Origin of the sequence: Pseudovibrio sp. FO-BEG1, assembly GCF_000236645.1 — a bacterium.
In the GTDB taxonomy this organism is placed as follows: Bacteria; Pseudomonadota; Alphaproteobacteria; order Rhizobiales; family Stappiaceae; genus Pseudovibrio.
In genome coordinates this window covers 37,773-62,687 of the sequence record NC_016642.1, presented here as the reverse complement: position 1 = coordinate 62,687, position 24,915 = coordinate 37,773, and the positions used below count along the sequence as shown (strand labels likewise).

Sequence of the window (24,915 nt, the reverse complement as noted above, 5' to 3'; positions counted from 1 at the left end):
ACTACTGTGACAATTTTAGCGTGTACTCCTAATTCTGAGGGGTACCTTTGCCGGGCAACAAAAAGTGCCTGACTTGCGTTCTTTCAGGCTTTGCCGCAGGATGGACGGATTATGTGGTAAAATGGGGTTGTTGATGGCTTGAAGTGTGTCGCGGATTTCCAAAATCACGCTGCGTGCTCAACCAGATTGCCCCGGTGCAAACGCGGATGAGGGAGCTGAGCTTCGTCTTTCCAGCGGGTGCCTGACCACAGGATCTGAACGCGGGAGGCCTTCATGAGTGAAGGGGATGATATTGCAATAGTGTCGGGGAGCGTTCGCTCTCTTGATGGTGGCTCAAACAGCACTGCCGTTAAACGAAAACCGAACCTCCCGAAACCGATAGTTGCTTTTCATCGAACGGAACTCGATCAGATCCTCAGGCTGTACGGGCGCATGGTTGCCAGTGGTGAGTGGCGCGATTACGCCATCGGCCACGGAACAGACAAGGCGATCTTCGCCATCTTCCGCCGTTCCAGCGAAATGCCGCTTTACCGAATTGAAAAAGACCCCAAACTTGCCCGCAAACAAGGCGCCTACTGTGTTGTTGGCGCTGGCGGCATGATCCTCAAACGTGGCCACGATCTGGCCAACGTGCTCAAAGTGCTCGAGAAGAAAAAGCATCTGCGTGTGGTGGAGTGATCTGGCGGTTCTGCTGCCTGAGGATGCTGGTGTCGCCGGTGAGCAGTTGCTGATGTGAAGCGCGAAAGGCGTGAAGCGATGGGTTGGTCTCGATTTGCATTGCTTCTCCTTGTCCTCGTGGATGTTATGGGGCAAGGGATGATCTTTCCGATCGTTAATACCCTCGTGATGGTGCCGGGCAGTACCTTTGTTCCCCGTGGAGATTCCCTAGCTATCCGGGAGATTGATTTCAGCCTTCTGACGGCGGCGTTCTATATCAGCTGGTTTTTTGGCGGTGCCTATATCTCCAAGCTTTCAGACTATATCGGGCGCAAGAAGGCCATTCTTGTTTGCTTGTTTGGCGCTTTGTTCGGATACGGGCTGGCTGTTGTTGCGCTGCTTTGGTCCAATCTGGCTTTGCTGGTGCTGGCGCGTGCGATCACTGGTTTCTCTGCTGGCAATCAGCCAATTGCGCAGGCTGCGCTCGTTGATCTCAGCACCACGAGTGCCGAGAGAAACCGGAATATGGGGTATGTGACGGCGGCCATTGCCCTTGGTTTGATCATCGGGCCGCTGTTTGCAGGTACGCTCAGTGACCCCTCGATTATGGGCAGTTATGCGTCGCTGGAACTACCCTTTTACGCAGCGCTGGTGCTGATCCTGATCAACATTGCTCTGATCATCATTTTCTTTGAGGAGACAAACCAGACACGGCGCAAGATAGATTTTGGCCTGTCGGAGGTGTTTCTCGTTCTTTGGCGAGCCCATTCACGGCCAACAATCCTGAAGTTGTGTGCTGTGTTTCTCTTTGTCGAGGTGGGGCTGAGTGCCTTTTACATCTACCTCAACAACTACATGGTGCTGCGCTTTGGGTTCGATACCCTGCAGAACAGCATTCTCATGATCATATTCGGATCGGTTCTGGCGCTTGTCAGTTCGCTTTTGGTGGGGCCAATCTCTCAGCGATTTTCGAAGGTGGCGACTATTGTTGTGAGCGTGACTGTGATGGGTGTCGGGCTGCTGGTCTTTACCGTGAATGACGTGGCGTGGCTGTCTTATTTCCTGACAGTGCCCATCGTTGCGGCCTTTGCACTGACCTTGCCGCTTATGTTTTCTCTGTTTTCTGCCGCCGTTGATGAGAGCGAACAGGGCTGGATTATGGGGATCACCATTTCAAGCTCAACAGGCGGCCAGTTCATCCTTGCCATTGCCGGCGCCTCGTTGATGACAGCCAACATTCACGGCGTGTTCATCGCCGGCATCACCTGCTTCGCCATCGCGCTGGGCCTCATCTTCCTCCTCTGGCGCCAACCAGATATTCGCGCTTTGGATTATGGGTAGGCGCTGATTTCTGCCAGTTAGCATTTGCTGGAGTGGAAGTTTCTTCGCTGTCTTTGACGAGTGGCTCGTTTGACAGCGAAGACCAGATTGTATTTGAGCAGCCTAAGAGGCTGACGTCATGAACTGACTGTTGGCTCTTTTGAAACCCGCTCAAGGGCTTCTGAGAAGGCTTGCCAGAGTTCTTCTACTGGCTCGCACCCCACGGACAAACGGATAAAGGCGGGGTCTACTGCATCTCCCCAGCGGGCGCGGCGTTCTGCTGAGCTGTGCACTCCGCCAAAGGAAGTGGCAGGGCGCAGGAGTGCACATGAGTTGATGAACTCTTCAGCCTGAGCTTCAGTTTCGAGTGTGAAGGAGATCAGGAAGCCAAAACGCATTTGTTGGGTTTTGGCCAATGCGTGGGCTGGGTCGGTTTCAAGGCCCGGGAAGCGGATGGATTTGACAGCAGGATGCTTTGCAAGGCGTTCTGCAAGTAGGGCCGCAGAATTGCACATCCGATCATACCGCACATCCAGCGTTTCCAGACCACGATGCAGCAGCCATGCTTCTTGTGGGCCGGGAATGCAGCCGGAAAACTTGCGCCACTCTTCGACAGCAGTGAAGATCTCAGCATTTCGAGTGGCGACATGGCCCATCAGCGCGTCTGAATGACCGGCCATGGATTTGGTGTCTGAGGAAACAACGATATCGACCCCGTAATCCAGTGGACGCTGGCCAAGCGGCGTCAGGGTTGTGTTGTCACAGATTGTGATGCCACCTGCATCGCGTACGGCAGATGCTATTGCTGACATATCCAGTAGGTCGAGGCCCGGATTTGAGGGCGTTTCCAGAAACACAACGCTAAACCCATCAAAGCCGCCTTCCGTGAATTCCGCGGTGGTCCGCTCAACGACCTCAACGCCAAACTTTGCCAGAAACTGGCTGGAGAGGATGCGGGTCACATAGTAGCCGTCTGCCGGGACGAGCAATCGATCACCTGCTTTGAGCGTCGCAAAGAGGGCTGCTGAAATTGCTGCCATGCCGGATGGAAAGCAAAGACAAGGCGCTGCTTCGAGATGGGCAAGAGCATGTTCCAGCTGGGTCCATGTTGGGTTGCTGACACGACCGTAGTTTGGGAAGTCTTCGGGTAATCCTGGAAGATGGTACATGGAGCTCTGCACCAGAGGTAACGCAATCGGCTCACCTTTAGACAGGTTCTGACCGCGCAGATGCAGGAACTCGCCCATGTTTGGTGAAGTGCGTTGTGTCATGCGGAATCTCCCATTGGATCGTATCAGCGCGCGTTCCGCACCGAGATGTTGTTTATGCTGGCCTTTATGAGGGGGGCTCAACGGTCATTACAGTGATGGTAATGTACGCGTTACAGAGTTGTCTATCTTCCTATCAAATAGGAGAAAGCATCCCTTTGATGAGCGGCCTATTTTCAGCTTAACACGTTGGTTTTCTCAATAGGCAGCTCGCTCAATCACGAGATACTGAACGTTATGCCAAAGCGTTCTTCAGCCGTGTTGTAGCGATGAGTTTGGGGAGGCGCCAGATGATGGGGATGGAGACGAGGACGGCAAGGAGGATGTAGTAGACGGGGGCGTAATCCCTGCCGGTCTGATTGACCAGATAGGTGGCAACGATTGGGGTGGTACCGCCAAAGAGGGCCATGCTCAGATTATAGCCCAGAGCAACAACACTACAACGCAAGTGGTCCGGAGCCATGAGGGTGAGGGCTGTTATGGAGAGTGCCCAGCCGACAGTGCTTGTCAGGGTGAGGCCGAACTGACCGAGAAAGACTGAGGCCGTGTCTGGGCGGAGCATGAGCCACCAGCATGGGCCTGCCAGAATGAACGTCGCGACAGCTCCTGCCAGAAAGGCGGGCCGTAAGCCGAAGCGGTCAGCAGCAAGTCCGCATACAGGAATGAACAGAGCCATCACGACCAGATTAAGCGTTGTGACGTTAAGCGCTGCTGATGAGCCAAAGTTTGGATCAGCGCTCAGATACGACACCGCATAGACATAGATAACGAAATAGATCACCGCTGTTGGGATGAGCAGCAAGATCATCTGCCCGATCAAAGCCGAATGATCTCGCAGGCTTTGCCAGACTGGTGAGCCTTGATCTGACTGGTTTTTGACCAGCACAGTGTCAGTTATGTGCCGCCTGATGATTGCGCTGAAGAGGGCTACCAGTGTGCCGAATGCAAAAGCCACGCGCCATCCCCAGTCCGCCATCTGATCTGCGGTGAGCAGGAGGCTGATGCCAGCGGGGACTGCTGAGCCGATGAGGCAACCGGAGATCATGGCGCAGGCGATCCATGCGCCTGTGAGCGCTCGGCGTTCCGGTTCTGCCTGTTCAACCAGCAGGACGCCGGAAGCGGTGTATTCTCCGGCCACGGCTATGCCTTGGATGATCCTGATTAGGACGAGAAGAACTGCTGCGGTGATGCCGATCTGATGAAATGTGGGTAGCAGTGCAATGGCGAGGGAGCCTCCGCCCATCAACAGGACAGAGGTCATCATGGCGGCCTTTCTGCCGATGCGATCTCCGATATGACCGAATATGACACTGCCGATCGGTCGTGCGGCATAGCCGACAGCCAGCACGGCGAATGTGGAGAGGACGGAGGCAACCCGGTTTTCTAATGGGAAGAACTGGGTGGCCAGTGTGGCGGTGAGAAAGCCGTAGACGGTGAAGTCGTACCACTCCAGAACATTGCCACTCGCTGCTGCGATGATTGAGCGGGGTGGCAGTCTCTGTTGTGATCCGGACATTCAACAACCCTTTGCCGAGATAGCTCTGCTCCTTGAGGGGCGAGCTCGTTACACAACACTGCTTAGCAGCATTCCCTTACGGAAAAGGTATCGTGGTGTTTGGCCTGCCTTACTTTGCCAGCATGGGGTAGGTGAAGAACAGGATGTGGGTGAGGTTGACGAGGAAGTGGACGGCGATTGCGGCTTCTACACGACCTGATTTCCAGAAGGAGGCTCCGTAGAAGAGGCCGGCAACGAAGGAGAAGGCTGCGTATGGCAGGCCGCCTTCCAAATGGTAGTAGGCGAAGTGCAGGGAGGAGATTACCAAGGCGGCAGTACCTGCCCAGAAGCTGCGGCCCAGCTTCTCCATGATCTGGCCCATGATGAACTGTCGGAAGAACGCCTCTTCTGCCACGCAGGTGAACAGCAAGTTGGCGAACATCCAGACTGGCAGGAAGGACACGAGTTTCGGATCAAACACCACCAGTCCGGCGGCGTAGGTTGTGCCGATGAGGACGGCTGCTGTTGGGATGAAGAACAGCAGTGTAATGCGCAGACTGCGGAACCATTCCTTTGCTGAGCGCAGGCGCGGGGCGGCGAAGAGGAACAGCAGGAAGCCGAGTGCGGCCTTATCGAAATTCAGATACAGCGAGTATGGCACGGCATCCGGGCTGGTCTTCACATCAGAGAGAACCTGCAGATTGTGAAAGCCGGGGGCTTCGTGCTTCATGACGAGATGGCCTGCCAGCAGCAACAGGGCGACCATCACATAGTAGAGCCAGACAGGGTGTTTTTGCTTGAAGAGGAAGGCACTGACCACGGCCCAGCTGAGGACGAGCAGCAGGCCTGTTGTGTTTAGTATGCCTGCGATCACCGCTAAAATCAGAGAGAGCGCGAATAAAGCAAGTGGCACCCGTGGTTGGGTGATGAAGGGGACGCTTGCGATGGCAAGGCCGAGAATAAGATAGGCACTCAATGAAAGCGGCATGATGAAACTTTTGGGTGTCGCAATAAGCAGAAAATGAGTTGCTTTAGAGAGTGAGGTAAAGCTGCCGCTAAGTCAAATGTGCAGAAGGCATCACCCGGTTGAGGTTGATGAGGCTGTGTACCGGGAGATGCTGAGGTGTTTGGTTTGGTTATGATCTGGCGTGTTAAACCAAAATTTCTTCTTTCAGGCTGCTGACGAACCCAACCGTATCGTTGAACTCAGCCTCTGGCAGGCTGAAGGATTCCAGTGTGGCTTTGAGGTGACCGAGGAAGGCCTCCCAGTCAGCTTCCGTGATGCCCATGCCTTTGTGGGTGAGGACCATGTCGCGGCCGGTGTAATAGAGAGGTCCGCCTGCGCTGTTGGCGAGATAATCAATCAGCAGCTGCTTTTCGCGTGCGATCCCATCTTCACCGCGGTTCTGCCAGAACCGTGCGAGGAGGTCATCACTTTGAAGGCGAGGGAGCAGGTTGTCGACGACCGCAGAAATTGCGTCATAGCCGCCGAGGCGTTCGTACAAAGTCTTGTTACTCATAATTAGGCCTTTTGTCCTAGGGGGTTAAAAGGCTGAGATTAAACAGGATTTAGGTATTTCTACTTGATAAATGTTAAGTCTGCATATTTGGCTGAAATGGGTGGTGAGCTGGCTTGTTGTGTTGAGCCTCTGAAATTTAAGCTTTTGTATTTGCTTGGTTTTTCTGCGTGGTGGTTTGCCTGAATGATGTGAAGAGACCGTCTTTTGAGTGAGAACAGTGCTATCACGTCATCTCACAGTGTTTTGAGATTTTGGGATTGCTTACAAAGGGGTAGGTTTGTTGCCTTCCCAACGCATGGTTGTTAGACAAATTGAAGTGATCGCTTTTGCGATCAAGTGATTTTGACCTTGTAGACTGAGAGAACTCTTATGATCCGTTTTGTTGCATTGCTCGTTTCGCACACCGTAGTGCTGGCTGTTGGCTTTGCGCTTGGGGTCTATTTCTTACCGATCCTAACAGCGCCGGATTCTCCTGAAACTGCTGTACTGGAGCAGAAAGCTCAGAATGCGCAGTACACAGCGGAGTTCAACCGCGACCAGCGGGGCAATGACTTCCTGCATTGGGGCGAGGGCAAGGTAAGCGTTTCTCCAACCATGATCGTGCATCAGGGCCGTCTTGCTCCCGGGCCGGATTACAAGGTTTATCTGGTTCCTGAGTTTGTTGAGCACGAAGACGAGTTTCTGCCTGTCAAAGACAACTCGGTTCTGATTGGTGATGTGAAAACCTTTGACGGCTTCCTGTTGGATGTGCCGGAGGGCGTTGATATCGAGAAGTACAACACCGTGCTGGTGTGGTGCGAAACCTTTGGCGAGTTCATCTCCGCAGCCAAGTACCGGTGATCAGAGGCCCGAAGTTTATGTGCCCGAGTGGCAGATAGTTCTTGCGTGGTTGGGTCAGAAGGGTAGAGGTAGAGGCTACCTCTCCATTTCCTTCAGGTAAGTGCTGCTGCTCATGACACCCACGCAAGATATTGTTGCCTCGCCTAATGATGTTCTGAAAAAAGTATTCGGCTACGACGCGTTTCGCGGCAATCAGCAGGTTGTGATTGATAGCGTCATGGCTGGCGAGAGCTGCTGCGTTTTGATGCCAACAGGGGCGGGGAAGTCTCTGTGTTATCAGGTGCCTGCCTTGTGTCGTCGTGGGGTGGGCATTGTTGTTTCGCCGCTGATTGCGCTGATGCAGGACCAGATCGCGACACTGCGCGAGCTTGGCGTGCGGGCGACATCCATCAATTCCGCTCTTTCCTATGATGAAGTTCAAGCTGCCTATCGTGATTTGCGGGCTGGGGAGTTGGATCTGCTTTATGTGGCGCCAGAGCGGCTGGTGCGGCCTGAGTTTGTTGGTTTGCTGGAAGAGCTGAACCAACGGGGCTTGATTGCGCTGCTGGCCATTGATGAGGCGCATTGCATCAGCCAGTGGGGCCATGACTTCCGCCCTGAGTACCGTGAGCTGACCAATGTGCGGGCGAAACTCGAAGGTGTGCCTTGTCTGGCGGTGACTGCGACGGCGGATGAGCCGACGCGGAAGGACATTCAAGAACGGCTCAATCTACCGCGTCTGATTTCCTCAGGATTTGACCGTCCTAACATCACCTACACCGTGGGCATCAAGCATAACCCGAAGCAGCAGTTGCGCCGGTTCCTGAAGGAACGACCAGCTGGTGAGAGCGGCATCATCTACTGCCTGTCGCGCAAGAAGGTGGAGGAGACGGCTGCCTGGCTGGTGGAAGAAGGGTTTGATGCTCTGCCTTATCATGCAGGGTTCGATAACTCAGTGCGTGAGGCCAATCAGGATCGCTTCATCAAGGAAGAAGGCCTGATCATGGTGGCAACCGTCGCGTTTGGTATGGGCATTGATAAGCCCAATGTGCGGTTTGTGGCGCATCTGGATTTGCCGAAGAACATTGAGGCTTACTATCAGGAAACAGGCCGCGCTGGGCGTGATGGTCTGCCGTCTGAAGCCTGGATGATTTATGGCATGCAGGATGTGGTTCTGCTGAACCAGATGATTGACCGCAGCGAGGCGCCTGAGAACCAGAAACAGATTGAGCGGCAAAAGCTGCGCTCGTTTTTGGCTTACTGTGAAACGGCGACCTGTCGACGTTCTGTTTTGCTACGTTACTTTGGGGATGAGTGCGAGCCTTGTGGCAACTGTGACACCTGCCTGAACCCGCCGAAGACTATGGATGGGACCATCGCCGCGCAGAAGCTGCTCTCCTGCATTTTGCGCACCGGGCAGAGTTTTGGGGCGAACTATGTGATTGATGTTTTGCTGGGTAATGCCAATGAGCGGATCATCTCCCGTGGGCATGACCAGTTGTCGACCTTCGATATCGGCGGTGAGTTCACCAAGATCCAATGGAATGCGATTACCCGTCAGCTGTTGGCTGCAGGCCTTATCTTTGCGGACCATGATGCCCATGGGGCGTTGAAGATGACAGCGATGGGCATGGCGTTTTTGAAAGAGCGCCAGACCATTGAGCTGAAAGTGGACCAGCTTGCCAACTCAGCCAAGATGGAGCGGCGGGCGAAAGCACCGGCAAAGGCTCAGATTGAAGACATTGCGGATCAGGAGCTGTTTGAGAAACTTCGTGCGCGGCGAATGGAGCTGGCGCGAGAACGGAACGTACCGCCTTATGTGATCTTCAACGATAAGACCCTGATTGAAATGGCAGTAGAACGCCCACAGCGGTTGGAAGAGATGCTGGAAATCTCCGGTGTCGGCGAGTCCAAACTGGAACGCTTCGGCCCGGCCTTTCTGGAGATCATTCGGGATTAAAAATCAGCCCCTACTAACCTGATTGTTAGTAGGGTCTGATTTGCATAAGTTATTGGGTTTCTGATGTTTTCTGGAAGCTTATTGGCTGATGCATCGCATAATTGACGCAAACATTAGTGGGATGTTCGGGTTATGATCGAGTTCACAATTACTGATTTTGATAGTTTATCAGTAGACGAGAATAACGAACGAACCTTTGTGGTTTTTACTGAACAGCCCATTGAGTTAGGTCTTGGTCGTTTCCTTGCTGCGCAAGTCGTGCTTTCGGAAACGAAGGTGTCTTATCCTTGTATTGTCTATACACCAAGACCCAATGGTAAGCTTGACCCTCCGCATTTCCATATGAAGGCTAAGAAGTCTTTTGATCTAGATAAACTCATGAGTGCTGGTGACTTCCTACTGATCGAAAACGAACGCCTCATTTGATTAGAAAATCAGCGAATAAAGCACCCCTGCGCTGACGGCCATGCCCAGGATCACGACGAGGAATGCGGCGATCATCTGGTTTTTGAAGAGGGATTTGAGGAGGATCACCTCTGTCAGGCTGGCGCCTGCGCTGCCGATGATGAGGGCCATTATGGCGCCCAGTCCCATGCCTTTGCCAGCCAGTGCTGCGGTGAGCGGAATGACGGCCTCTGCGCGGATGTAGAGCGGGATGCCGATGACGGCTGCGACTGGAATGGCGAAGACGTTATCTTTTCCTGCCCATGAGGATACCAAGTCTGTTGGCATGAAGCCGTAGATGACGGAACCGATGGCGATGCCGCCGATGAGGTATGGCAGGACCTTTTTGAAATCCGTCCAAGTTGAATTCCAAACTCTTGCCCACTTGCTCTGTACTGGCGCGCTGCCTCCGCAGCTGCTGCCGCATGAGGAGGTGGATGGGGCCGCGTAGGCTTCTTCTTTCACGAACTTTTCAAAGCCAAGCTTTTCCAGCGTGTAGCCCGCGATGACGGAGACTGCCAATGCGATGGTGAAGTAGAATACTGTTACCTGAACGCCGAAGGTGATGGCGAACAGGCCGATGATGACTGGGTTCAGCAGTGGGCTGGCAAACAGGAAGACCATCATGGTGCCGAAGCCCGCACGGGCGCGGAGCAGGCCTTTCAGGAACGGAATGGTGGAGCAGGAGCAGAATGGGGTGATGACACCGAGTGCTGCTGCTGTGACGTAGCCTTTGCCGTTCTGACTGCTGAGGATCTTCTGCACGCGGCTTGGTGGAATGTACTCCTGCAAGATGCCAACGAAGTAGCTGATCGCCAGAAAGAGGATGGTTAGTTCCACAGCAAGGAAGGCGAACATCTCCAGGCTGCTTATGAGCATTTCCGAGGACAGTGACATGGGTGTGATCCTTATTACTATATTTCCGGATTTATCGAAATAATAGGATGAAAGCTTTTCATGTCAAGATATTTCTAGTAATATCGAAATATAAGAAATGCTGGTGAGCGAGATGGATATCGAAAAAACGGCTAAGGCTCTGAAAGAGTTGGGACATGTGACGCGGCTAACAATTTACAAGCGTCTTGTGAAAGCTGGCTATAAAGGCCTGGCCGTGGGTACTTTGCAGGAAGAACTGGAAATTCCAGGCTCTACACTATCGCACCATTTGTCTGGTTTGGCGTCTGCCGGATTGATCAAGCAGCGCCGCGAAGGGCGCGTGCTTTACTGCGTGGCGCAGTATGAGCAGTTGGATCAGGTGCTGCAGACGTTGCGCGAAGAGTGCTGTATCGACGACAAGTTCTCGGCGGATGAGGGGGACTTCAAGGTGCTGAGCCGGGACTGACCCAAGGCAACAGCTTAGTTGAGTTTCTCTGACTTGATGGCACTGGGAGAGCCGCTAAACTATCTGCATTTCAAGATTGCAGGTATTTGAAGTGGTTGATCATATTGAGTTTGTGCAGGCTGTGGCAGGTAGCTCCAGCTTGCAGGAGGCCGCGAAAAAAGCGGGTGAGTTGTTCTCCAAATTCCCCGGCTACAAGCTATTTACACTAACGGTGACGCATCCTGACGGGAGCCATGTGGTGCGGTTGTACTCCAGTGCAGAGAACTCCTACGGGACATCCGGTACCAAGCCTATTGAGAAAGAAGGTGGCTGGTATGAGCGGGTTCTGGTGCAGCAAAAGCCGTTTCTGGGATACACCATTGACGATGTGAAGGATTACTTTCCTGATCACGAGAAGATTGCAGCCATGGGGCTTGGTGCGACGCTGAACCTGCCTGTGGTGGTGTTGGGTGAGGTGATCGGCACGGTGAACCTGCTGGATGCGGATCACGCTTACACCGAAGCGGATGCTGAGAAGAGTTTTGCTCTGTCTCAAGCATTGGCGCCGCTCTTCATGAAAGCGCGGGAAGAGCTGGCTGCTGTTTGATTTGATTTTGCCCGTTTTCGCTTAGCGGGCTTTTACCTTAAGGCCGGAAACCTTCCATTTTCGCCGAGTTTCTCCTCGCTCGTTTCTCTCAGGGTAACCATGAATGGGGCATGAAAGATGCTCCATCCTGCCGGTGTAGTTGCGCTGGTGTCATGAAACCCCTGAGAGACGAGCGGACTTGGCTATGGCTTCTGGTGGCGAACATGAGCAGTTTGCTGGGCATCTTCCAATCTTTATCACTGCACCGGGCAGCACAGATGTTTTGATGGTGGTGACCATCTTCATCGCCATTGGCGCCGTGTTGCTGGCGGGTGTCTTTTACTTTTCCCTTCATGCTTTGCCGGAGAAGATGGCGCACAAGTATGGGCGATCGCACATGCAGATCGTGGCCATACTGGCGGTGCTCGCGCTGTTCACGCACAACAACTATTTCTGGATTGCTGCACTGTTGCTGGCTGCGATCAACCTGCCAGATTATGAGACGCCGCTGAACACCATCGCTCAGTCTCTGCGCAAGACGATAAAGGGGAAGAAACAGGATGATTGAGTTTCTTCTTTGCTCGCTTGTTACGATCCTGCCGGACTATCTGTTTCGTCGTTATCGGCAGGGCAAGCGGATTGGGTATGAGATTACGTTTTTCACGGTCTGGTACGAGCTGCGCTGGGGGATTACCGGTGCGTTGATGTTGACCATCGCTTTGATCACGCTGGTTTTCTTTTATCACCCAACCACATCCAATGTGCTGTCTCTGTATCGCACCGTTTCCATTCTTCCGGAAACTGCCGGGCGGGTTGATCTGGTGATGGTGGAGAACAATCAGCATGTGAAAGCCGGACAGCTGCTGTTTACGCTGGATTCCTCCACGGAGAAGGCGCAGGTGGATACGGCGCAGAGTGAAGTGGATGAGATTGACGCCGAGATCGCTTTGGCAAACTCTGAGCTGATCAGTGCTGAAGCCATGATCTCTCAGGCGCAAGGTGCCTACAATCAGGCTGTCAGCGAGTTGGAGCGGACGCTGGATCTGCAGCGGCGCAATTCTGATGTGGTGACACAGAAAGAAATTGATACGCGCGAAAACCAGGTGGTGGTGCGTAAAGGGCAGCTGGATGCAGCTGTTGCCAACCGAGATATCGTACAGACGAAGATTACGGTGAGCCTGCCTGCACAGCGGACCAGTGCGATTGCGAGACTGCATCAGGCGGAGTCCGCCTATCATAAGAAGTTTGTTTATGCTGGCGTTGATGGTGTGGTGACCCAGTTCATTTTGCAGCCGGGGGACATTGTCAGCCCTATTCTGCGCCCAGCTGGCATCCTTGTGCCGGATTCAACGGGGCGCGGGCGCTTTCAGGCTGGGTTTGGTCAGATTACTGCCTCTGTGATCCGTGTTGGAATGGCGGCGGAGATCACCTGCGCGTCGCGGCCTTTTGAAGTTATTCCTATGGTGGTTGTTGATACGCAGGACTTTATCTCCTCCGGTCAGTTCCGCCCGACGGATCAGCTGGTGGATGCGCAGGATGTTTCACGGCCCGGTACGCTGTTGGTGATCATGGAGCCGCTTTATGAGGATGATACGAAGGGTATCCCTCCGGGCAGTAAATGCATTGCCAATGCTTACAGCAATTATGGTGAGCAGATTGCGGCGGGTGAGTTCGGCTTCTGGGGTGGGCTCTACTACCACATGGTGGATGCCACCTCGATCATGCATGCGCTGATCCTACGCTTCCAGGCGCTTGCCTTCCCTGTGAAGGTGCTGGTGCTTTCCGGTCACTGATTGGGTGCGGGGCGCTACTTTCTGGCGCCGACAAAGATGCCGGTGAGGACCATGCCGACAAGGCCGATGACAGTGGTTGCTGTGCTTCCTACGAGGAACTCCAGCACGCTGTCAGCCAGAATGAATGAGTTGCCGTAGACGTTCTTGAAGCCTGCGAGCACGAGGATGAGTGCGACGGTGCCGCAATAGACGCACATGAACCAGTAGGCTTTGCCTGCGTAGGGTTTGATAAGAGCGTCCAGCTCGCGTTTGGTGGCGAGTTTGGATTTGAGCTCCATGAGTTCGTTCTGCAGCTGGGTGTTGTCGTCAGAAAGGGCCTGCCGGTCTTTCAGCAGCTGCTCCATGCCGATTTTGGCTGGAGGGTCGACCTCTATGGGCAGCTTGAGGGCTGCAGCGTCGATGTCATCAACGGTGAGAGGTTTGTCGAGCGTGTCGTCGAAAGTGTCGTTAGGCGGCATTGATCCGACCCGCTGTTTGTAGCGCCTGCTCCTGTTCTGCATTGGAGCGGCCTGCTAAGGCGAGTTTGATGTAGTATTGCCGGGTGCGTTCTGTATCGATTTCTGCGTTTCTCCCCTTTTCAAAATAGGCATAGGCCCATGGAGAATTCGCCTGATGGGTGAGATCTGACAGTTGCTGTGGTGTGTAGTTGCGGTACTTCTTCCAAACGTGATCGAGGATTTCTTCCTCATTACCGCTTATTTTTGAAGTGATGATCTGGCCTGTGATGGGGTCAACGATTTCGCTGTTTGGCCCCTTGAAGCCGCCTTCCTTCACAAAGTCCCATATCTGCCTGAAGACCGGGCCGTTGACCCATGCTTGCGGTGCTTCGCTGACCAGTGGCTCGCCGTTGATTGCGAGGTTCCATCCGTTCGCGATTGCCACCAGCTTTTGAATGTACATCTGGGAAGGGTAGGTAGGACTACCACGACGTCTTAAAAATTCATTGGCGATGGCACAAGGCGAATGTCTTGGCATTTTTTGCCCCTACAAATGCTGTTGGAACAAGCAGAAAATTGCTTAGAAAAACATATGATACGCTACGTTAAGAAAATAAATCTTCTTACTGATCTTGGCTAGTGAAATTTGGTTGTACCCCTGAAAAATAAGCGGTTACGTTGTGGTTATCTGTGCGTGTTGGCTGCATTTTAGTGGCTATAAATCAGGGAATACGGCTTTTACCAAGGCGGATTGTAGCTGGTTAGGTTTCCAGTGATTTGCTCCACTGTACCATCGCTTCCGCGGGAAAGCTGAGTTGTAAACGCTGTTTCGTTTCTCTTTGGCCCGATTGATTATGTAGCTAAATGGTGACTGCAAAATATACGCAATTCCTGCAGGTAGCAGCAATAGGGGCATGTAGATGGGCATGACGATGGCTATTGTGATGACTGTGATGGCAGCCAGAATTACCGCGATCATATAATAGCGCTCGGCGATGGTCGTGTTGGCTTTGTGGAAGTCTCTGAACTGGAAGACTTTGCGTTCGTACCAATAGAAGAGTGAGAGCGGTCCGTACATTTGGTGTCCTGCAGCGTGGGGCAGTGGAGGGCGTGTGGCTGAAGCCTATATCTGCGTTGGTTCTTGGCCAAGAAAAAAGCCCGGGGCGAGTGCCGCGGGCTTTCTTTGAAGTGTACGCCTGATAGCGGCTGCGATTACTCGCGGTTGCCGAACAGGGACAGAAGCATGATGAACAGGTTGATGAAGTCCAGGTACAGACGCAGCGCGCCCATAATGGCTTTCTTGCCTGCTACTTCGCTGTCATCAACAGCAGCATACATTTCCTTGATCTGCTGAGTGTCGTAAGCGGTAAGGCCTGCGAACACCAGAACGCCAACCACGGAGATTGCGAACTGCAGAGCAGAAGAAGCAAGGAACAGGTTGACCAGAGACGCGATGATGATGCCGATCAGGCCCATGAACAAGAAGGAGCCCCATGCGGAGAGGTCTTTCTTGGTGGTGTAGCCGAACAGGCTCAGCGCGCCAAAGGAAGCTGCGGTGATGAAGAATACACGAGCAATGGAGTTACCAGTGTAGACGAGGAAGATCGACGACAAGGACAGACCCATCGCGCCAGCAAAGAGCCAGAATGCAAGCTGTGCACCTGATGCGCTCATCTTATGGATACGTGCACTCAGGAAGAACACGAAGCCAAGAGGAGCAAGCATTACTACCCAGCGCAGAGGGCTGGTGAACAGCAATACACCAAATTCTGTCAGTGCTCCGTTAGAAACAGCCATCTGGAAGGCTGCATAAGCTACAACGCCGGTAATTGCGATACCGATCGCCATGTAGTTGTAAACGCGAAGCATGTAGGCGCGCAGACCAGCGTCAAATGCGGCTGCATTGGCATGAGAGCCAGCCATTCCATACCGCGTAGAATTATTGCGGTCGAAGGTCGCCATGTGGATCCTCTCTCTTGTTAAACACATATTCGCTGTTGGACGCACCAAACAGCACGGGTGACTGACCCGAGTTACATATCAGCAAATATGGTAGGAAAAAGGGCGTAAGACAAGGGTGCACCCTACTGATTTTTGTAGAATTGGCCCTCACGACAAGGTCTTTTGGTATAAACTTGGTAAAACCGGACCCTATTATTAACCGATTGTAATGTTGCAGGTGCTGCAAGACCTTAGCCGGAAAATAGAAGAGTTGGTCTGTTAATAAATAATTCTGAGAGATGTGGACTGCATCTGCGTCGATCAACGTTTTTTTACTTGATGCAGTCCACGGAGTTTTACAGATTTCGTAAAACGGGTGCAGGTTTTTCTCCCAACACTCTCCAGGTGCCCAGTAAGCCGAAGCCAACTGTGAAGATGAGAGCGCCGATGATGGCCGCTATTGCGGTGATCGGCAGTAGGGTGAAGGTACCTTCCATCACGCCGGTGATGATGAAGTAAGCGGCCAAAGAACCTGCAAACAGGGCGAAAATGGCGGTGGTTCCACCAAGGATCAGATATTCGAGAATATATGCCTTGATGAGACGACCACGTGTGGCGCCCAGTGTTTTCAGGATGACAGCATCATAGATGCGGCTCTGATGCCCTGCGGCCAATGCGCCAGCCAATACGAGCACACTTGCGAGCAATGTGATGGAAGATGCGCCGCGGATGGCCCATGCCAACTGGCCGACAAGCTCATTCACCTGTGCGATAGCGTCTTTCACCCGGATCGAGGTGATAGTTGGGAAGGCCTGTGTGACTTCCTTCAGCAGATCCAGCTCCTGTTGCAGGGTAGCTTCACCCGGCCAGCCGACGGTTGCCAGATGGGTGTGCGGTGCGCCTGCAAAGGTGTTGGGTGAGAAGATCATCACGAAGTTGATGGACATGCTTTCCCAGTCCACCGTGCGGAAGTTGGCGATCTTCGCAGTGATCTGGCGTCCGAGGACGTTCACGGTGATCGTATCGCCGACCTTCAGGCCCAGTTCGCGAGCATTGTCATCAGAGAAGGAAACCAGCGGTTCGCCGGTGTAATCCTTCGGCCACCATTCGCCAGCCGTGATGACTGAGTTTTCTGGCAGTGTTTCGGAGTAGGTGATGCCCCGGTCGCCGCGCAGGATCCATTCTGCTTCAGGTGGAGCTGGGTAGTCAGCTGCCGGAATGTCTTTCAGCGAGACGATGTGCCCGCGCAGCATTGGGACAGCGTTGAATTCTGTGCCAGCTGCCTTTTCCGCAATCAGGGACTGGAAGGCGTCTTTTTCGTGGTTCTGAATGTCTACAAAGAAGAAGCTCGGTGCCTGTTCCTGCGCAGCCTGATTGAGCTCGCGGCGCAGGTTGCCATCAATGAGGGCAAGTGCAACGAGCAGAGACAGACCAAGGCCGAGAGAGAGCACGACGGAAGGTGTCAACGCGCCGGGGCGGTAGATGTTGGTGATTGCCAGACGCAGCTCGGTTGAGCGGACTGTTGGTACCTTGCGAGCGGCTGCCATGATGAGGCGGGCAACCACCAGCAGCAGCAGATAAGTGCCTGTACATGCACCGATGAAGATGAGGGCGATGGTTTTGTCGTAGGCCATGACGAGCGCAAGGCCTGCCAGCAGAACCAGTGTGACCGCGGCACCTGCGATGTAGAGCGGCTTTGGATAGCGACTGCGGGTGCTTACTTCATCGCGGAACAGAACTGTTGGCGCGATATCGTGGGCTCTGCCAAGTGGCCAGAGCGCGAAGGCGAGGGCAGTCAGGTAACCGTATGCCATGCCAAGCAGCAGTTGGAGCGGGTAGACTGCTTGTACTGCATTGATCGGCAGGATGGACTGCAATGCTGCCATGGCGACGAGCGGGATCAGGGCTCCCAGCGCCATTCCAACCACAATGCCGATGGTGGCGAGGACCATCATCTGAATGAGGTAGACCTTGAAGACAAAGCCGCCTGAGGCGCCAAGGCATTTGAAGCTGGCGATAACTTCACGGCGGGTGTCCATGTAGCTGCGTACAGCATTCGCCACGCCAACACCTCCAACCACAAGGGAGGTGATGCCGATGAGCGTAAGGAACTGAGCAAAGCGCTGGATGTTACGCTGCAGGCTAGGGGCTGCTTCCAGTTTGGAGCGGATGCGCCAGCCGGCATCAGGGAACAGAGTGTTTGTCTGATCAATGGCTTGCTGCAATTGTGCTTCCGGCACGTTGTAGCCCATGCGGACGCGGTAAATGTAGCGGATCAGCGAGCCGGGCTGGACCAGGCCGGTATCCTGCAAAGCTTCCTGTGAGATGAGGAGGCGTGGGCCTACTGTCATGCCGGAAGAGAGTTTGTCCGGTTCCAGCTCAATGGTGTCTGCAATGCGGAAGTTGGTTTTGCCGACGGAGATCTCGTCGCCAACTTCAAGACCAAGGCGTGCGAGGAGGGCAACTTCTGCCACTGCGTTGCGCAGGCCCTCGGTTCTGCCATTGATGGTTTCTTGCAGTTCTTTGCCGGAGGTGAGCTCAAAATTGCCGATAAGAGGGTAGGGATTATCAACCGCCTTCAGTTCTACAAGAGTCTGGTTACCCGCTGAATCTGTGCGAGCCATGGCGCGCAGGCTAGAGATCTGGGAGGTGGTGCCCAGTCTGTTCAGGTGAGCCAGCTGATCTGGTGTGGCTTCGCGGTGGATCAGAGAGAAGGAGAGATCACCGCCCAGAATAGCCTGACCTTCTGCGGAGATGCCTTCCGTCAATGCACGGGAGAAGGAGGCAACGCCAGCGATGGCGGCAACACCCAGTGCGATACAGGCGATGAAGACGTAGAACCCTTTGAGGCCACCCCGCATTTCGCGCAGGGCGAAGCGGGCTGCAAGGCCAAAGCCGGGTTGATAGCCGTTGGAGGTGGTTTGGCTCATCGCGCACGCACCTCTCGCACGGCTGGTGTTTCTTCATCGATGGTGCCGGAATGTACGCGGATCTTACGTTGGCAGCGGTCTGCCAGTGATGGATCGTGGGTGACTAGGACCAATGTGGTGTTCTTGCGTTCCTGCGCGTTGAACATCAGCTCGATGATCTGTTCACCCGTTGTTTCGTCCAGGTTGCCAGTTGGTTCATCGGCGATGAGGATTTCCGGGTTGGTAACAAGGGCGCGGGCAACGGCGACGCGCTGCTGTTCTCCACCGGAAAGCTGGGTTGGGTAGTGGTTGAGGCGGTGGCCAAGGCCAACAGCTTCCAGCTCTTCTTTCGCACGCTCAAAGGCTTTGGGGTCGCCAGAAAGCTCAAGCGGAACAGCAACATTTTCCAGAGCGGTCATGTTCGGGACCAGGTGGAAGGACTGGAAGATGATGCCAACGTTCTGGCCGCGGAAGCGGGCGAGCTCGTCCTCGCTCATGGTGCCAAGTTCTTGTCCGGCGGCCTTTACGGTGCCTTTGTCAGCACGCTCGAGGCCTGCCATCACCATAAGCAGGGTAGATTTGCCTGAGCCGGATGGGCCGACGAGGCCAACGCTTTCGCCGGTGTTGATAGAAAGATCAATGCCTTTAAGAATATGGGTGCGGCCTGCGCCGTGGCCCAGGCTAAGATGAACGCCGTTTAAGTCTAGTGCCGGATTACCTGTCATTCTTCCACCTTGATGTGCAGGCGATGCAAATCCCTGAATTACATCTTATAATAAATTGCTTGGCTGCTCTTGTCGCAGCCGCACTTGGGAAGCATATGGGTAGGGTGGATTGCATCGTCCAGCTCGGTTTTAAAAAATCTAAGGTATTTGAATGTCTGGATCACGAAAAGTTGAAGCTAAATCTGGTGTGCTACGTTTTTTCAGTGGTGCCGTTGTTGCGCTGGGCCTTGCTCTTACGAGTGCTTCTGCCGGAATGGCGCAGGATGGAGCTGAGCCGGTGAAGTTGGTTGCGTTTGGCGATAGTCTGACCGCAGGCTATCAGTTGCCACCTGAAGATGCCTTCCCTGTCAAACTGGAAAAAGCGTTGCAAGAGCGGGGCTACAACATCACGATTGTGAACGCTGGTGTTTCTGGTGATACCACCTCCGGCGGCCTTTCCCGGTTGGACTGGTCCATCGGTGATGATGTTGATGGTGTGATCCTGGAACTGGGTGCTAATGATGCGCTGCGTGGTCTGGATCCCTCAACAACCCGCAAGAACCTTGATGCAATGCTGGCTCGCTTGAGTTCCCGCGATATTCCGGTGTTGCTCGCCGGTATGATGGCGCCGCCTAATCTGGGGGATCAGTACGGTCAGGAGTTCAACTCCATTTACGGTGATCTGGCTGAAAAGCATGATGCGCTGCTTTATCCGTTCTTTCTGGATGGTGTGGCAGCAGAGCCAAAGCTGAACCTTGGGGATGGCATGCACCCGACGGGTGAGGGCGTTTCGATCATTGTCGAAAAGATCCTGCCTTCCGTTGAAATGCTCATCGACCAGACTAAATCTTGAGAGGCTGAGAGCACTCCGACTTAATGCTGGTACGCAGAGTCTGCTTTAAAGTATTGACTTACAGCGCCTTCTTGTCGGAAAAACACTGCCTACTTTTCAAAGAGCGCTTGGTGATGACCGCTGAGCCTCTTTTTCTGCCGACCTCCATCCAATGGCAGATTCAGCAGCGAATTCGGGGCGTGATCTCTTGTCTTTGGACGAGGCGGGATCAATGTCCTCTACGCCCGGCAGAGGGGCGTGAAAAACAAGAAGCGGCCTTGGGCTGCAAACGGGGAATATATGGAATTTCGTAGATTGGGGCGTACAGACCTCAACGTCTCCAGCATCTGTCTTGGTACGATGACATGGGGTGAACAGAACACCGAAGCTGAAGGTCACGCTCAGATGGATTATGCCCTGGAGAAGGGCATCAATTTCTTTGACACCGCAGAGCTTTATGCTGTTCCGCCTAAGCCGGAGACAAAGGGTCGTACGGAAGAGATTATCGGTACCTGGTTCAAGAAATCCGGTAACCGTGACAAAGTCGTTCTGGCAACCAAGGTTGTTGGTCGTTCTGTACAGGACTGGCACCGTAAGGATGGTTCTACCAGCCAGCTGTCCCGTGCGCAGATCATGGAAGCCGTTGATGGCAGCCTGAAGCGTTTGCAGACAGACTACATCGACCTGTACCAGCTGCACTGGCCAGATCGTAATGTTTCCGGTTTCGGTTCTGTCAGTAACATCTGGCAGGCTGTGGAACCGGCTGAAGACGAAAACGCAATCCATGAAACCCTTGAGGTTCTGCAGGAGCTGGTGAAAGCCGGTAAGGTTCGTCACATGGGTCTTTCCAACGAAAGCCCATGGGGCACTATGAAGTTTGTGCAGGAATCTGAAGCACGTGGTCTTCCGCGCGTTCAGTCCATTCAGAATGCCTACTCTCTGGTGAACCGCCTGTTTGAAGTGGGTGGGGCTGAGATTGCCCATCGTGAGAACGTTGGCCTGCTGGCTTACTCCTCACTGGCGCAGGGTTATCTGACTGGTAAGTACCGCAATGGTGCACTGCCTGCTGGTGCGCGCAAGACTTTGTTCAAGCGCCTTGGTCGCTATGAGAATGCATTTGGTCAGCAGGCGATTGATGCGTATTGCGATCTGGCAGCGGAACTGGGCATTGATCCTTCCGTGATGGCGCTGGCGTTTGCGCATTCCCGTTCCTTCGTGACCTCCGTGATTATTGGTGCGACCAACATGGAACAGCTGGCGACAGACATTGGTGCTGCTGATTTTGAAATCACAGAAGAGATGGAAAAGCGGATCAACGAGATCCACCTGCAGTTCACCAACCCTTGTCCATAAGGGGCAGGGCAACTGCTTTCGCTCTCTGACGATTAATAGGAAGCCGGAGCCTGTGAGGGGCTCCGGCTTTTTTGTGAATGGGGTTGGATAGAAAATCCCCTGATGTTCGTAGAGCTGTGATTTTCTGCTTGTACTCTGGCGCTAAACGTGAGCTAATTTATCATCTGCATTAGCGGAGGGTCCTGATATGCCTCGTCTTTTTACTGGCCTTGAGCTGCCATCGAGCACCGGGATGATGTTGAGCCTCATGCGCGGAGGACTGCGCGGCGCTCGTTGGGTCGACCCCGAAAACTACCACATCACATTGCGATTTATTGGCGACATCGATGATCGCATTGCCGATGAAGTTGCCTATGAGCTGGCGCGGGTTCATCGCGCACCGCTGACGATCAAGCTGACCGGGCTTGGAACGTTTGGGGGAAGCAAGCCTCATGCACTTTGGGCGCGTGTAGAGCCGACTCAAGAACTTGCAGAGTTGCAAGCGGAGCAAGAGCGTATTTTGCAACGTCTCGGCCTACAAGCGGAACGTCGCAAGTACACACCGCATGTGACTTTGGCTCGATTGAGGGGAACTTCAGCCGGAGAACTGGCGCATTGGCTTGAGATGCGTGGTGAGTTCTCTGCGCCTGCGTTTACCGCTGGGCGGTTTGTGCTCTACTCCGCGAAAGCGGCAGTGGGTGGCGGACCGTATCTGGTGGAGGAGAGCTATCCGCTGGCTGCTTGATGCAGTTGGCGCACAAGCGAAGAGGCGTGCCGGTGTTGCTTGCCTCTGCAAATGAGCTGTTTATGGCAGGTAGGAGGAGACCTTCTCCATCATCTGGTCGCCTTGCTGTTCCAGCCGCCACGAGGTCTGATGCACCAGCCCTGCAGCTGAGTGTGTTTGTGTGAGCTGGTAGATGTCCTTGTTGAGGAAGGCTAGGAGCTCGTCCAGTTCCTCGCGTGGAATATAGCTGAGAACACCTGTCACATGCGCGTAGGTCAGTGACTTCGGTTGGGGCGGAATCGTCTTACTAACTGTTTTGACTGGATAGCGGATGAGCTTGGATTTTGGCTCATAGCGCACCAGCTTGGATTTAGCTTTCAGTGGCTTCAAAGCAGACTTGGCCGGATAGGGTTTTAGTTTGCTATCGCCCGTAATCGGCTTCAATGCATTTTTAGAAGGGGCGCTGATCTGGGTGAGGCCGGGGCCTGTCGCACGGGTTTGTGTGAGTGCCCAGGTGCTGCCAGCTAAAACTAATGCTGACCCTAAGAAACAACCTGCAACAATAAGAGGCCGCAACATCGCGCTCTCCATTTCGATATAAATTAAATAAAAATTTAACTAAAATGTAGCGTGTAAATTGCATAATGCAACTATGGATGGTGTATTTGTTACCATAAAGTTAAAATCGATAATTTAGTGTGACCGTGAGTTAATTGCATTCATCGATAAAATTAAGAAAAATTGCAAATGACCACTTTGCAGCCACAGTGTTCGGACAGAATGCTCTAATAAAAACAAAGGATAGAGGTCTGTTTTATGGGAATAGATCGACTAATCGAGCAACAAATACGCCGATCACAGATGAATGGTTCTATGGATCACCTTGAAGGTGAGGGAAAACCAATCCCCAGAAGGTCCGGGACAAACTTTGCTCGTAGTGCGCAAATGAGTGTTGTGAATGGGGCTGGTGGTAGCATTCAGGGAGAATTGACGCTGCGTCGTGAGATCTCCACATTGGAAGACCAGCTTAAAACCACGACCAAAAGTGACGAGCGTTTTGAAATAAGAAAGGCGCTCATGGATAAGCGCCTTGAACTTTCTGTTTATGAAGAAGCGCGACGCAAATAATCGCGCTTCCCTATTTGGTTAGAGCAGGTCTTACAGCTCAGTTTCGTCCAGCAGACGACGAGCGATGACCTGCGCCTGAATTTCAGCTGCACCCTCAAAGATTGAGAGAATACGTGCATCGCAGAGTACGCGAGAAATCGGGTATTCCTGTGCAAAGCCGTTGCCGCCGTGGATTTGCAGGGCATTGTCTGCTGCTGCCCAGGCTACGCGCGCGCCGAGCAGCTTCGCCATGCCTGCTTCCAAATCACAACGTCGGCCACTATCTTTCTCCCAAGCGGAGAAGTAGGTGAGCTGGCGAGCAATCATAGTTTCGCAGGCGATGATGGCCAGCTTGTCGGATACACGCGGGAAGTTGATCAGAGACTTGCCAAACTGGATACGCTCCTGAGCGTATCGCAGGCCGAGATCCAAAGCGCACTGAGCAACGCCGATTGCGCGAGCAGCTGTCTGAATGCGGGCGGACTCGAAAGTTTGCATGAGCTGCTTGAAGCCCTGACCTTCCACCTGACCTAGTAGGTTCTCATCTTTAACTTCGAACCCGTCGAACGCGATTTCGTATTCCTTCATGCCGCGATAGCCGAGCACTTCGATCTCACCGCCAGACATGCCTTCTGCTGGGAATGGCTCTTCGTCTGACCCACGTGGCTTTTCGGCGATGAACATGGAGAGGCCTTTGTAGCCAGGCTCTTCGGGTTTCGTGCGGGTGAGCAGAGTCATGATGTCGGCGCGGACCGGGTGTGTGATCCAGGTTTTATTGCCGTAGACCTTCCACGTGTCGCCTTCTTTCACAGCACGCGTCTTGAGTGATGCCAGGTCGGAACCTGTGTTTGGTTCAGTGAACACGGCTGTTGGCAGGGTTTCGCCGGATGCAATGCGTGGCAGCCACTTGGCTTTTTGCTCCTCAGTACCACCGCCGAGAATGAGTTCTGCCGCGATTTCGGAGCGGGTGCCGAGAGAGCCGACGCCGATGTAGGCGCGGGAAAGCTCTTCTGAAACCACACACATAGACTCTTTGCCGAGGCCCATGCCGCCGAACTCTTCAGGAATGGTGAGGCCAAACACGCCCATCTCAGCCATTTCGCTGATGATCTCGAGCGGGATGTATTCGTTTTTCAGATGCCATTCGTGCGCAAACGGGGTGACCTTAGCTTCAGCAAATTTGCGCATTTCCTCACGAATTTGCTCGTAGGTCTCATCCAGACCGGTTGCTCCGATAGTGGACTTGCCTTCTGCGTGCTGCATGAGTTCAGCAAGACGCGTGCGCAGGGCTGGTTGTGAACCGTCTGCGATTACGGCTTCCACTGCATCTGTGTGATGACTGTTGGCTTCCTGTCGGCTGATACCGAGGTCTGACAAACGCAGGATCTCGCCCTGGCTCATTGGCAGGCCGCCAAAGACTTGAGCAGTGTATTCTGCAAAGCCGATGCGCAGGATCAGGCTTTCCACTTCACCGAAGGTGCCTTCCGTTGCCAGTCGCTCCCCATAGGCGTTGAGCTGCTTGAGTGCTTCAACGTAGGTTGCGAGCCATGCCAGACCATGAGTGGCGCGCTGTTCCTGCTCCATGAGCGCGGAGGCAATTCTTCCATCTTTGAGTACGCGATGTTTTACGTTTTTGCGTGCGATACCCAGCAGGGCTTCAAGTGATTTAAGCGCCAGAGCACGGGTTTCTTTAGATGGTGCGTCTGCTTGTTCTAGTGTATTCACCGTTTCCGACACAGCTTGCCT

The 24,915-nt window shown here is 53.7% G+C and carries 26 protein-coding genes; 13 read left to right on the top strand and 13 right to left on the bottom strand.

What is annotated here, in order from left to right; translation table 11 throughout:
- Positions 1 to 273: 273 nt before the first annotated feature.
- Entirely contained in the window at positions 274 to 678 is a 405-nt protein-coding gene (locus tag PSE_RS00300) for a DUF2794 domain-containing protein (RefSeq protein WP_037037327.1), read from the top strand.
- A gap of 54 nt (positions 679 to 732) precedes the next feature.
- Entirely contained in the window at positions 733 to 1,998 is a 1,266-nt protein-coding gene (locus tag PSE_RS00295) for an MFS transporter (RefSeq protein ID WP_014283041.1), read from the top strand.
- Between the two features lie 116 nt (positions 1,999 to 2,114).
- Here the strand turns inward: PSE_RS00295 and PSE_RS00290 are convergent, their stop codons facing one another.
- From PSE_RS00290 to PSE_RS00275, 4 genes are all read right to left on the bottom strand, one after another.
- The gene (locus tag PSE_RS00290; protein ID WP_041767741.1) at positions 2,115 to 3,248 is read right to left on the bottom strand and encodes a cystathionine gamma-lyase; all 1,134 of its coding nucleotides are present in this window, start codon (positions 3,246 to 3,248) and stop codon (positions 2,115 to 2,117) included.
- A gap of 232 nt (positions 3,249 to 3,480) precedes the next feature.
- Positions 3,481 to 4,761: an MFS transporter gene (locus PSE_RS00285; RefSeq protein WP_014283039.1), complete on the bottom strand. Its 1,281-nt coding sequence runs from the start codon at positions 4,759 to 4,761 to the stop codon at positions 3,481 to 3,483.
- 109 nt (positions 4,762 to 4,870) lie between these two features.
- Positions 4,871 to 5,728: a CPBP family intramembrane glutamic endopeptidase gene (locus PSE_RS00280; RefSeq protein ID WP_014283038.1), complete on the bottom strand. Its 858-nt coding sequence runs from the start codon at positions 5,726 to 5,728 to the stop codon at positions 4,871 to 4,873.
- A 163-nt stretch (positions 5,729 to 5,891) separates the two neighbouring features.
- Positions 5,892 to 6,260: a group 1 truncated hemoglobin gene (locus PSE_RS00275; RefSeq protein WP_014283037.1), complete on the bottom strand. Its 369-nt coding sequence runs from the start codon at positions 6,258 to 6,260 to the stop codon at positions 5,892 to 5,894.
- A 369-nt stretch (positions 6,261 to 6,629) separates the two neighbouring features.
- On the opposite strand from PSE_RS00275, the gene PSE_RS00270 reads away from it, so the two are divergent.
- From PSE_RS00270 to PSE_RS00260, 3 genes are all read left to right on the top strand, one after another.
- The gene (locus tag PSE_RS00270; protein ID WP_041767739.1) at positions 6,630 to 7,100 is read left to right on the top strand and encodes a DM13 domain-containing protein; all 471 of its coding nucleotides are present in this window, start codon (positions 6,630 to 6,632) and stop codon (positions 7,098 to 7,100) included.
- A 112-nt stretch (positions 7,101 to 7,212) separates the two neighbouring features.
- Positions 7,213 to 9,039 carry a DNA helicase RecQ gene (gene recQ / locus PSE_RS00265; protein ID WP_208998050.1) on the top strand — a complete coding sequence of 609 codons (1,827 nt, stop codon included), beginning with the start codon at positions 7,213 to 7,215 and terminating at the stop codon, positions 9,037 to 9,039.
- Between the two features lie 132 nt (positions 9,040 to 9,171).
- Positions 9,172 to 9,465 carry a hypothetical protein gene (locus tag PSE_RS00260; protein WP_014283034.1) on the top strand — a complete coding sequence of 98 codons (294 nt, stop codon included), beginning with the start codon at positions 9,172 to 9,174 and terminating at the stop codon, positions 9,463 to 9,465.
- Here the strand turns inward: PSE_RS00260 and PSE_RS00255 are convergent, their stop codons facing one another.
- Positions 9,466 to 10,380, bottom strand: a complete 915-nt coding sequence (locus PSE_RS00255) for a permease (protein ID WP_041767738.1) — start codon at positions 10,378 to 10,380, stop codon at positions 9,466 to 9,468.
- A 112-nt stretch (positions 10,381 to 10,492) separates the two neighbouring features.
- On the opposite strand from PSE_RS00255, the gene PSE_RS00250 reads away from it, so the two are divergent.
- The 4 genes from PSE_RS00250 to PSE_RS00235 all read left to right on the top strand — a co-directional run bounded on the left by PSE_RS00250 (position 10,493) and on the right by PSE_RS00235 (position 13,183).
- The gene (locus tag PSE_RS00250) at positions 10,493 to 10,825 is read left to right on the top strand and encodes a helix-turn-helix transcriptional regulator (protein ID WP_041768819.1); all 333 of its coding nucleotides are present in this window, start codon (positions 10,493 to 10,495) and stop codon (positions 10,823 to 10,825) included.
- 91 nt (positions 10,826 to 10,916) lie between these two features.
- Entirely contained in the window at positions 10,917 to 11,411 is a 495-nt protein-coding gene (locus PSE_RS00245; RefSeq protein ID WP_208998049.1) for a GAF domain-containing protein, read from the top strand.
- A gap of 184 nt (positions 11,412 to 11,595) precedes the next feature.
- A complete protein-coding gene (locus PSE_RS00240) occupies positions 11,596 to 11,958 on the top strand; it encodes a hypothetical protein (protein ID WP_014283030.1) in 363 nt (120 codons plus the stop codon).
- Positions 11,951 to 13,183 carry an HlyD family secretion protein gene (locus tag PSE_RS00235; RefSeq protein ID WP_014283029.1) on the top strand — a complete coding sequence of 411 codons (1,233 nt, stop codon included), beginning with the start codon at positions 11,951 to 11,953 and terminating at the stop codon, positions 13,181 to 13,183. The genes PSE_RS00240 and PSE_RS00235 overlap by 8 nt, the downstream gene beginning before the upstream one ends.
- Positions 13,184 to 13,197: 14 nt before the next feature.
- Here the strand turns inward: PSE_RS00235 and PSE_RS00230 are convergent, their stop codons facing one another.
- From PSE_RS00230 to PSE_RS00205, 6 genes are all read right to left on the bottom strand, one after another.
- Entirely contained in the window at positions 13,198 to 13,641 is a 444-nt protein-coding gene (locus tag PSE_RS00230) for a hypothetical protein (RefSeq protein WP_008550420.1), read from the bottom strand.
- The gene (locus tag PSE_RS00225) at positions 13,631 to 14,158 is read right to left on the bottom strand and encodes a Panacea domain-containing protein (protein WP_128647485.1); all 528 of its coding nucleotides are present in this window, start codon (positions 14,156 to 14,158) and stop codon (positions 13,631 to 13,633) included. Before PSE_RS00225 ends, PSE_RS00230 begins: the two co-directional genes overlap by 11 nt.
- 177 nt (positions 14,159 to 14,335) lie before the next feature.
- Positions 14,336 to 14,698 carry a hypothetical protein gene (locus PSE_RS00220; RefSeq protein ID WP_041767736.1) on the bottom strand — a complete coding sequence of 121 codons (363 nt, stop codon included), beginning with the start codon at positions 14,696 to 14,698 and terminating at the stop codon, positions 14,336 to 14,338.
- A 134-nt stretch (positions 14,699 to 14,832) separates the two neighbouring features.
- Positions 14,833 to 15,582 (bottom strand): Bax inhibitor-1/YccA family protein, encoded by a 750-nt coding sequence (locus tag PSE_RS00215; protein ID WP_008550595.1) that lies wholly within the window; start codon positions 15,580 to 15,582, stop codon positions 14,833 to 14,835.
- 335 nt (positions 15,583 to 15,917) lie between these two features.
- On the bottom strand, positions 15,918 to 18,491 hold the full coding sequence (locus tag PSE_RS00210) for an ABC transporter permease (protein WP_014283026.1): 2,574 nt from the start codon (positions 18,489 to 18,491) through the stop codon (positions 15,918 to 15,920).
- Positions 18,488 to 19,195, bottom strand: coding sequence for an ABC transporter ATP-binding protein (locus PSE_RS00205; RefSeq protein ID WP_014283025.1), 708 nt, complete (start codon positions 19,193 to 19,195; stop codon positions 18,488 to 18,490). The genes PSE_RS00210 and PSE_RS00205 overlap by 4 nt, the downstream gene beginning before the upstream one ends.
- Positions 19,196 to 19,346: 151 nt before the next feature.
- On the opposite strand from PSE_RS00205, the gene PSE_RS00200 reads away from it, so the two are divergent.
- From PSE_RS00200 to thpR, 3 genes are all read left to right on the top strand, one after another.
- Positions 19,347 to 20,027, top strand: a complete 681-nt coding sequence (locus PSE_RS00200; RefSeq protein ID WP_014283024.1) for an arylesterase — start codon at positions 19,347 to 19,349, stop codon at positions 20,025 to 20,027.
- 279 nt (positions 20,028 to 20,306) lie between these two features.
- Entirely contained in the window at positions 20,307 to 21,359 is a 1,053-nt protein-coding gene (locus tag PSE_RS00195) for an aldo/keto reductase (RefSeq protein ID WP_041768818.1), read from the top strand.
- A 187-nt stretch (positions 21,360 to 21,546) separates the two neighbouring features.
- Positions 21,547 to 22,083: an RNA 2',3'-cyclic phosphodiesterase gene (gene thpR, locus PSE_RS00190; protein WP_014283022.1), complete on the top strand. Its 537-nt coding sequence runs from the start codon at positions 21,547 to 21,549 to the stop codon at positions 22,081 to 22,083.
- Between the two features lie 60 nt (positions 22,084 to 22,143).
- Here thpR and PSE_RS00185 read toward each other — a convergent pair whose 3' ends face one another.
- Entirely contained in the window at positions 22,144 to 22,641 is a 498-nt protein-coding gene (locus PSE_RS00185) for a hypothetical protein (RefSeq protein WP_148266058.1), read from the bottom strand.
- A 237-nt stretch (positions 22,642 to 22,878) separates the two neighbouring features.
- Between PSE_RS00185 and PSE_RS00180 the strand changes: the two genes are divergently transcribed.
- Entirely contained in the window at positions 22,879 to 23,190 is a 312-nt protein-coding gene (locus PSE_RS00180) for a DnaJ family domain-containing protein (RefSeq protein ID WP_083416766.1), read from the top strand.
- Between the two features lie 30 nt (positions 23,191 to 23,220).
- Here PSE_RS00180 and PSE_RS00175 read toward each other — a convergent pair whose 3' ends face one another.
- Complete coding sequence (locus PSE_RS00175) at positions 23,221 to 24,894, bottom strand: acyl-CoA dehydrogenase family protein (protein ID WP_014283019.1); 1,674 nt, start codon at positions 24,892 to 24,894, stop codon at positions 23,221 to 23,223.
- Positions 24,895 to 24,915: the final 21 nt, after the last annotated feature.

Coding starts and splice junctions, on each gene's coding strand:
- PSE_RS00300 (WP_037037327.1), top strand. CDS start 274: ATGAGTGAAGGGGATGATATTGCAATAGTGTCGGGGAGCGTTCGCTCT.
- PSE_RS00290 (WP_041767741.1), bottom strand. CDS start 3,248: ATGACACAACGCACTTCACCAAACATGGGCGAGTTCCTGCATCTGCGC.
- PSE_RS00285 (WP_014283039.1), bottom strand. CDS start 4,761: ATGTCCGGATCACAACAGAGACTGCCACCCCGCTCAATCATCGCAGCA.
- PSE_RS00280 (WP_014283038.1), bottom strand. CDS start 5,728: ATGCCGCTTTCATTGAGTGCCTATCTTATTCTCGGCCTTGCCATCGCA.
- PSE_RS00275 (WP_014283037.1), bottom strand. CDS start 6,260: ATGAGTAACAAGACTTTGTACGAACGCCTCGGCGGCTATGACGCAATT.
- PSE_RS00270 (WP_041767739.1), top strand. CDS start 6,630: ATGATCCGTTTTGTTGCATTGCTCGTTTCGCACACCGTAGTGCTGGCT.
- recQ (WP_208998050.1), top strand. CDS start 7,213: ATGACACCCACGCAAGATATTGTTGCCTCGCCTAATGATGTTCTGAAA.
- PSE_RS00260 (WP_014283034.1), top strand. CDS start 9,172: ATGATCGAGTTCACAATTACTGATTTTGATAGTTTATCAGTAGACGAG.
- PSE_RS00255 (WP_041767738.1), bottom strand. CDS start 10,380: ATGTCACTGTCCTCGGAAATGCTCATAAGCAGCCTGGAGATGTTCGCC.
- PSE_RS00250 (WP_041768819.1), top strand. CDS start 10,493: ATGGATATCGAAAAAACGGCTAAGGCTCTGAAAGAGTTGGGACATGTG.
- PSE_RS00240 (WP_014283030.1), top strand. CDS start 11,596: ATGGCTTCTGGTGGCGAACATGAGCAGTTTGCTGGGCATCTTCCAATC.
- PSE_RS00235 (WP_014283029.1), top strand. CDS start 11,951: ATGATTGAGTTTCTTCTTTGCTCGCTTGTTACGATCCTGCCGGACTAT.
- PSE_RS00230 (WP_008550420.1), bottom strand. CDS start 13,641: ATGCCGCCTAACGACACTTTCGACGACACGCTCGACAAACCTCTCACC.
- PSE_RS00225 (WP_128647485.1), bottom strand. CDS start 14,158: ATGCCAAGACATTCGCCTTGTGCCATCGCCAATGAATTTTTAAGACGT.
- PSE_RS00220 (WP_041767736.1), bottom strand. CDS start 14,698: ATGTACGGACCGCTCTCACTCTTCTATTGGTACGAACGCAAAGTCTTC.
- PSE_RS00215 (WP_008550595.1), bottom strand. CDS start 15,582: ATGGCGACCTTCGACCGCAATAATTCTACGCGGTATGGAATGGCTGGC.
- PSE_RS00210 (WP_014283026.1), bottom strand. CDS start 18,491: ATGAGCCAAACCACCTCCAACGGCTATCAACCCGGCTTTGGCCTTGCA.
- PSE_RS00205 (WP_014283025.1), bottom strand. CDS start 19,195: ATGACAGGTAATCCGGCACTAGACTTAAACGGCGTTCATCTTAGCCTG.
- PSE_RS00200 (WP_014283024.1), top strand. CDS start 19,347: ATGTCTGGATCACGAAAAGTTGAAGCTAAATCTGGTGTGCTACGTTTT.
- PSE_RS00195 (WP_041768818.1), top strand. CDS start 20,307: ATGGAATTTCGTAGATTGGGGCGTACAGACCTCAACGTCTCCAGCATC.
- thpR (WP_014283022.1), top strand. CDS start 21,547: ATGCCTCGTCTTTTTACTGGCCTTGAGCTGCCATCGAGCACCGGGATG.
- PSE_RS00185 (WP_148266058.1), bottom strand. CDS start 22,641: ATGTTGCGGCCTCTTATTGTTGCAGGTTGTTTCTTAGGGTCAGCATTA.
- PSE_RS00180 (WP_083416766.1), top strand. CDS start 22,879: ATGGGAATAGATCGACTAATCGAGCAACAAATACGCCGATCACAGATG.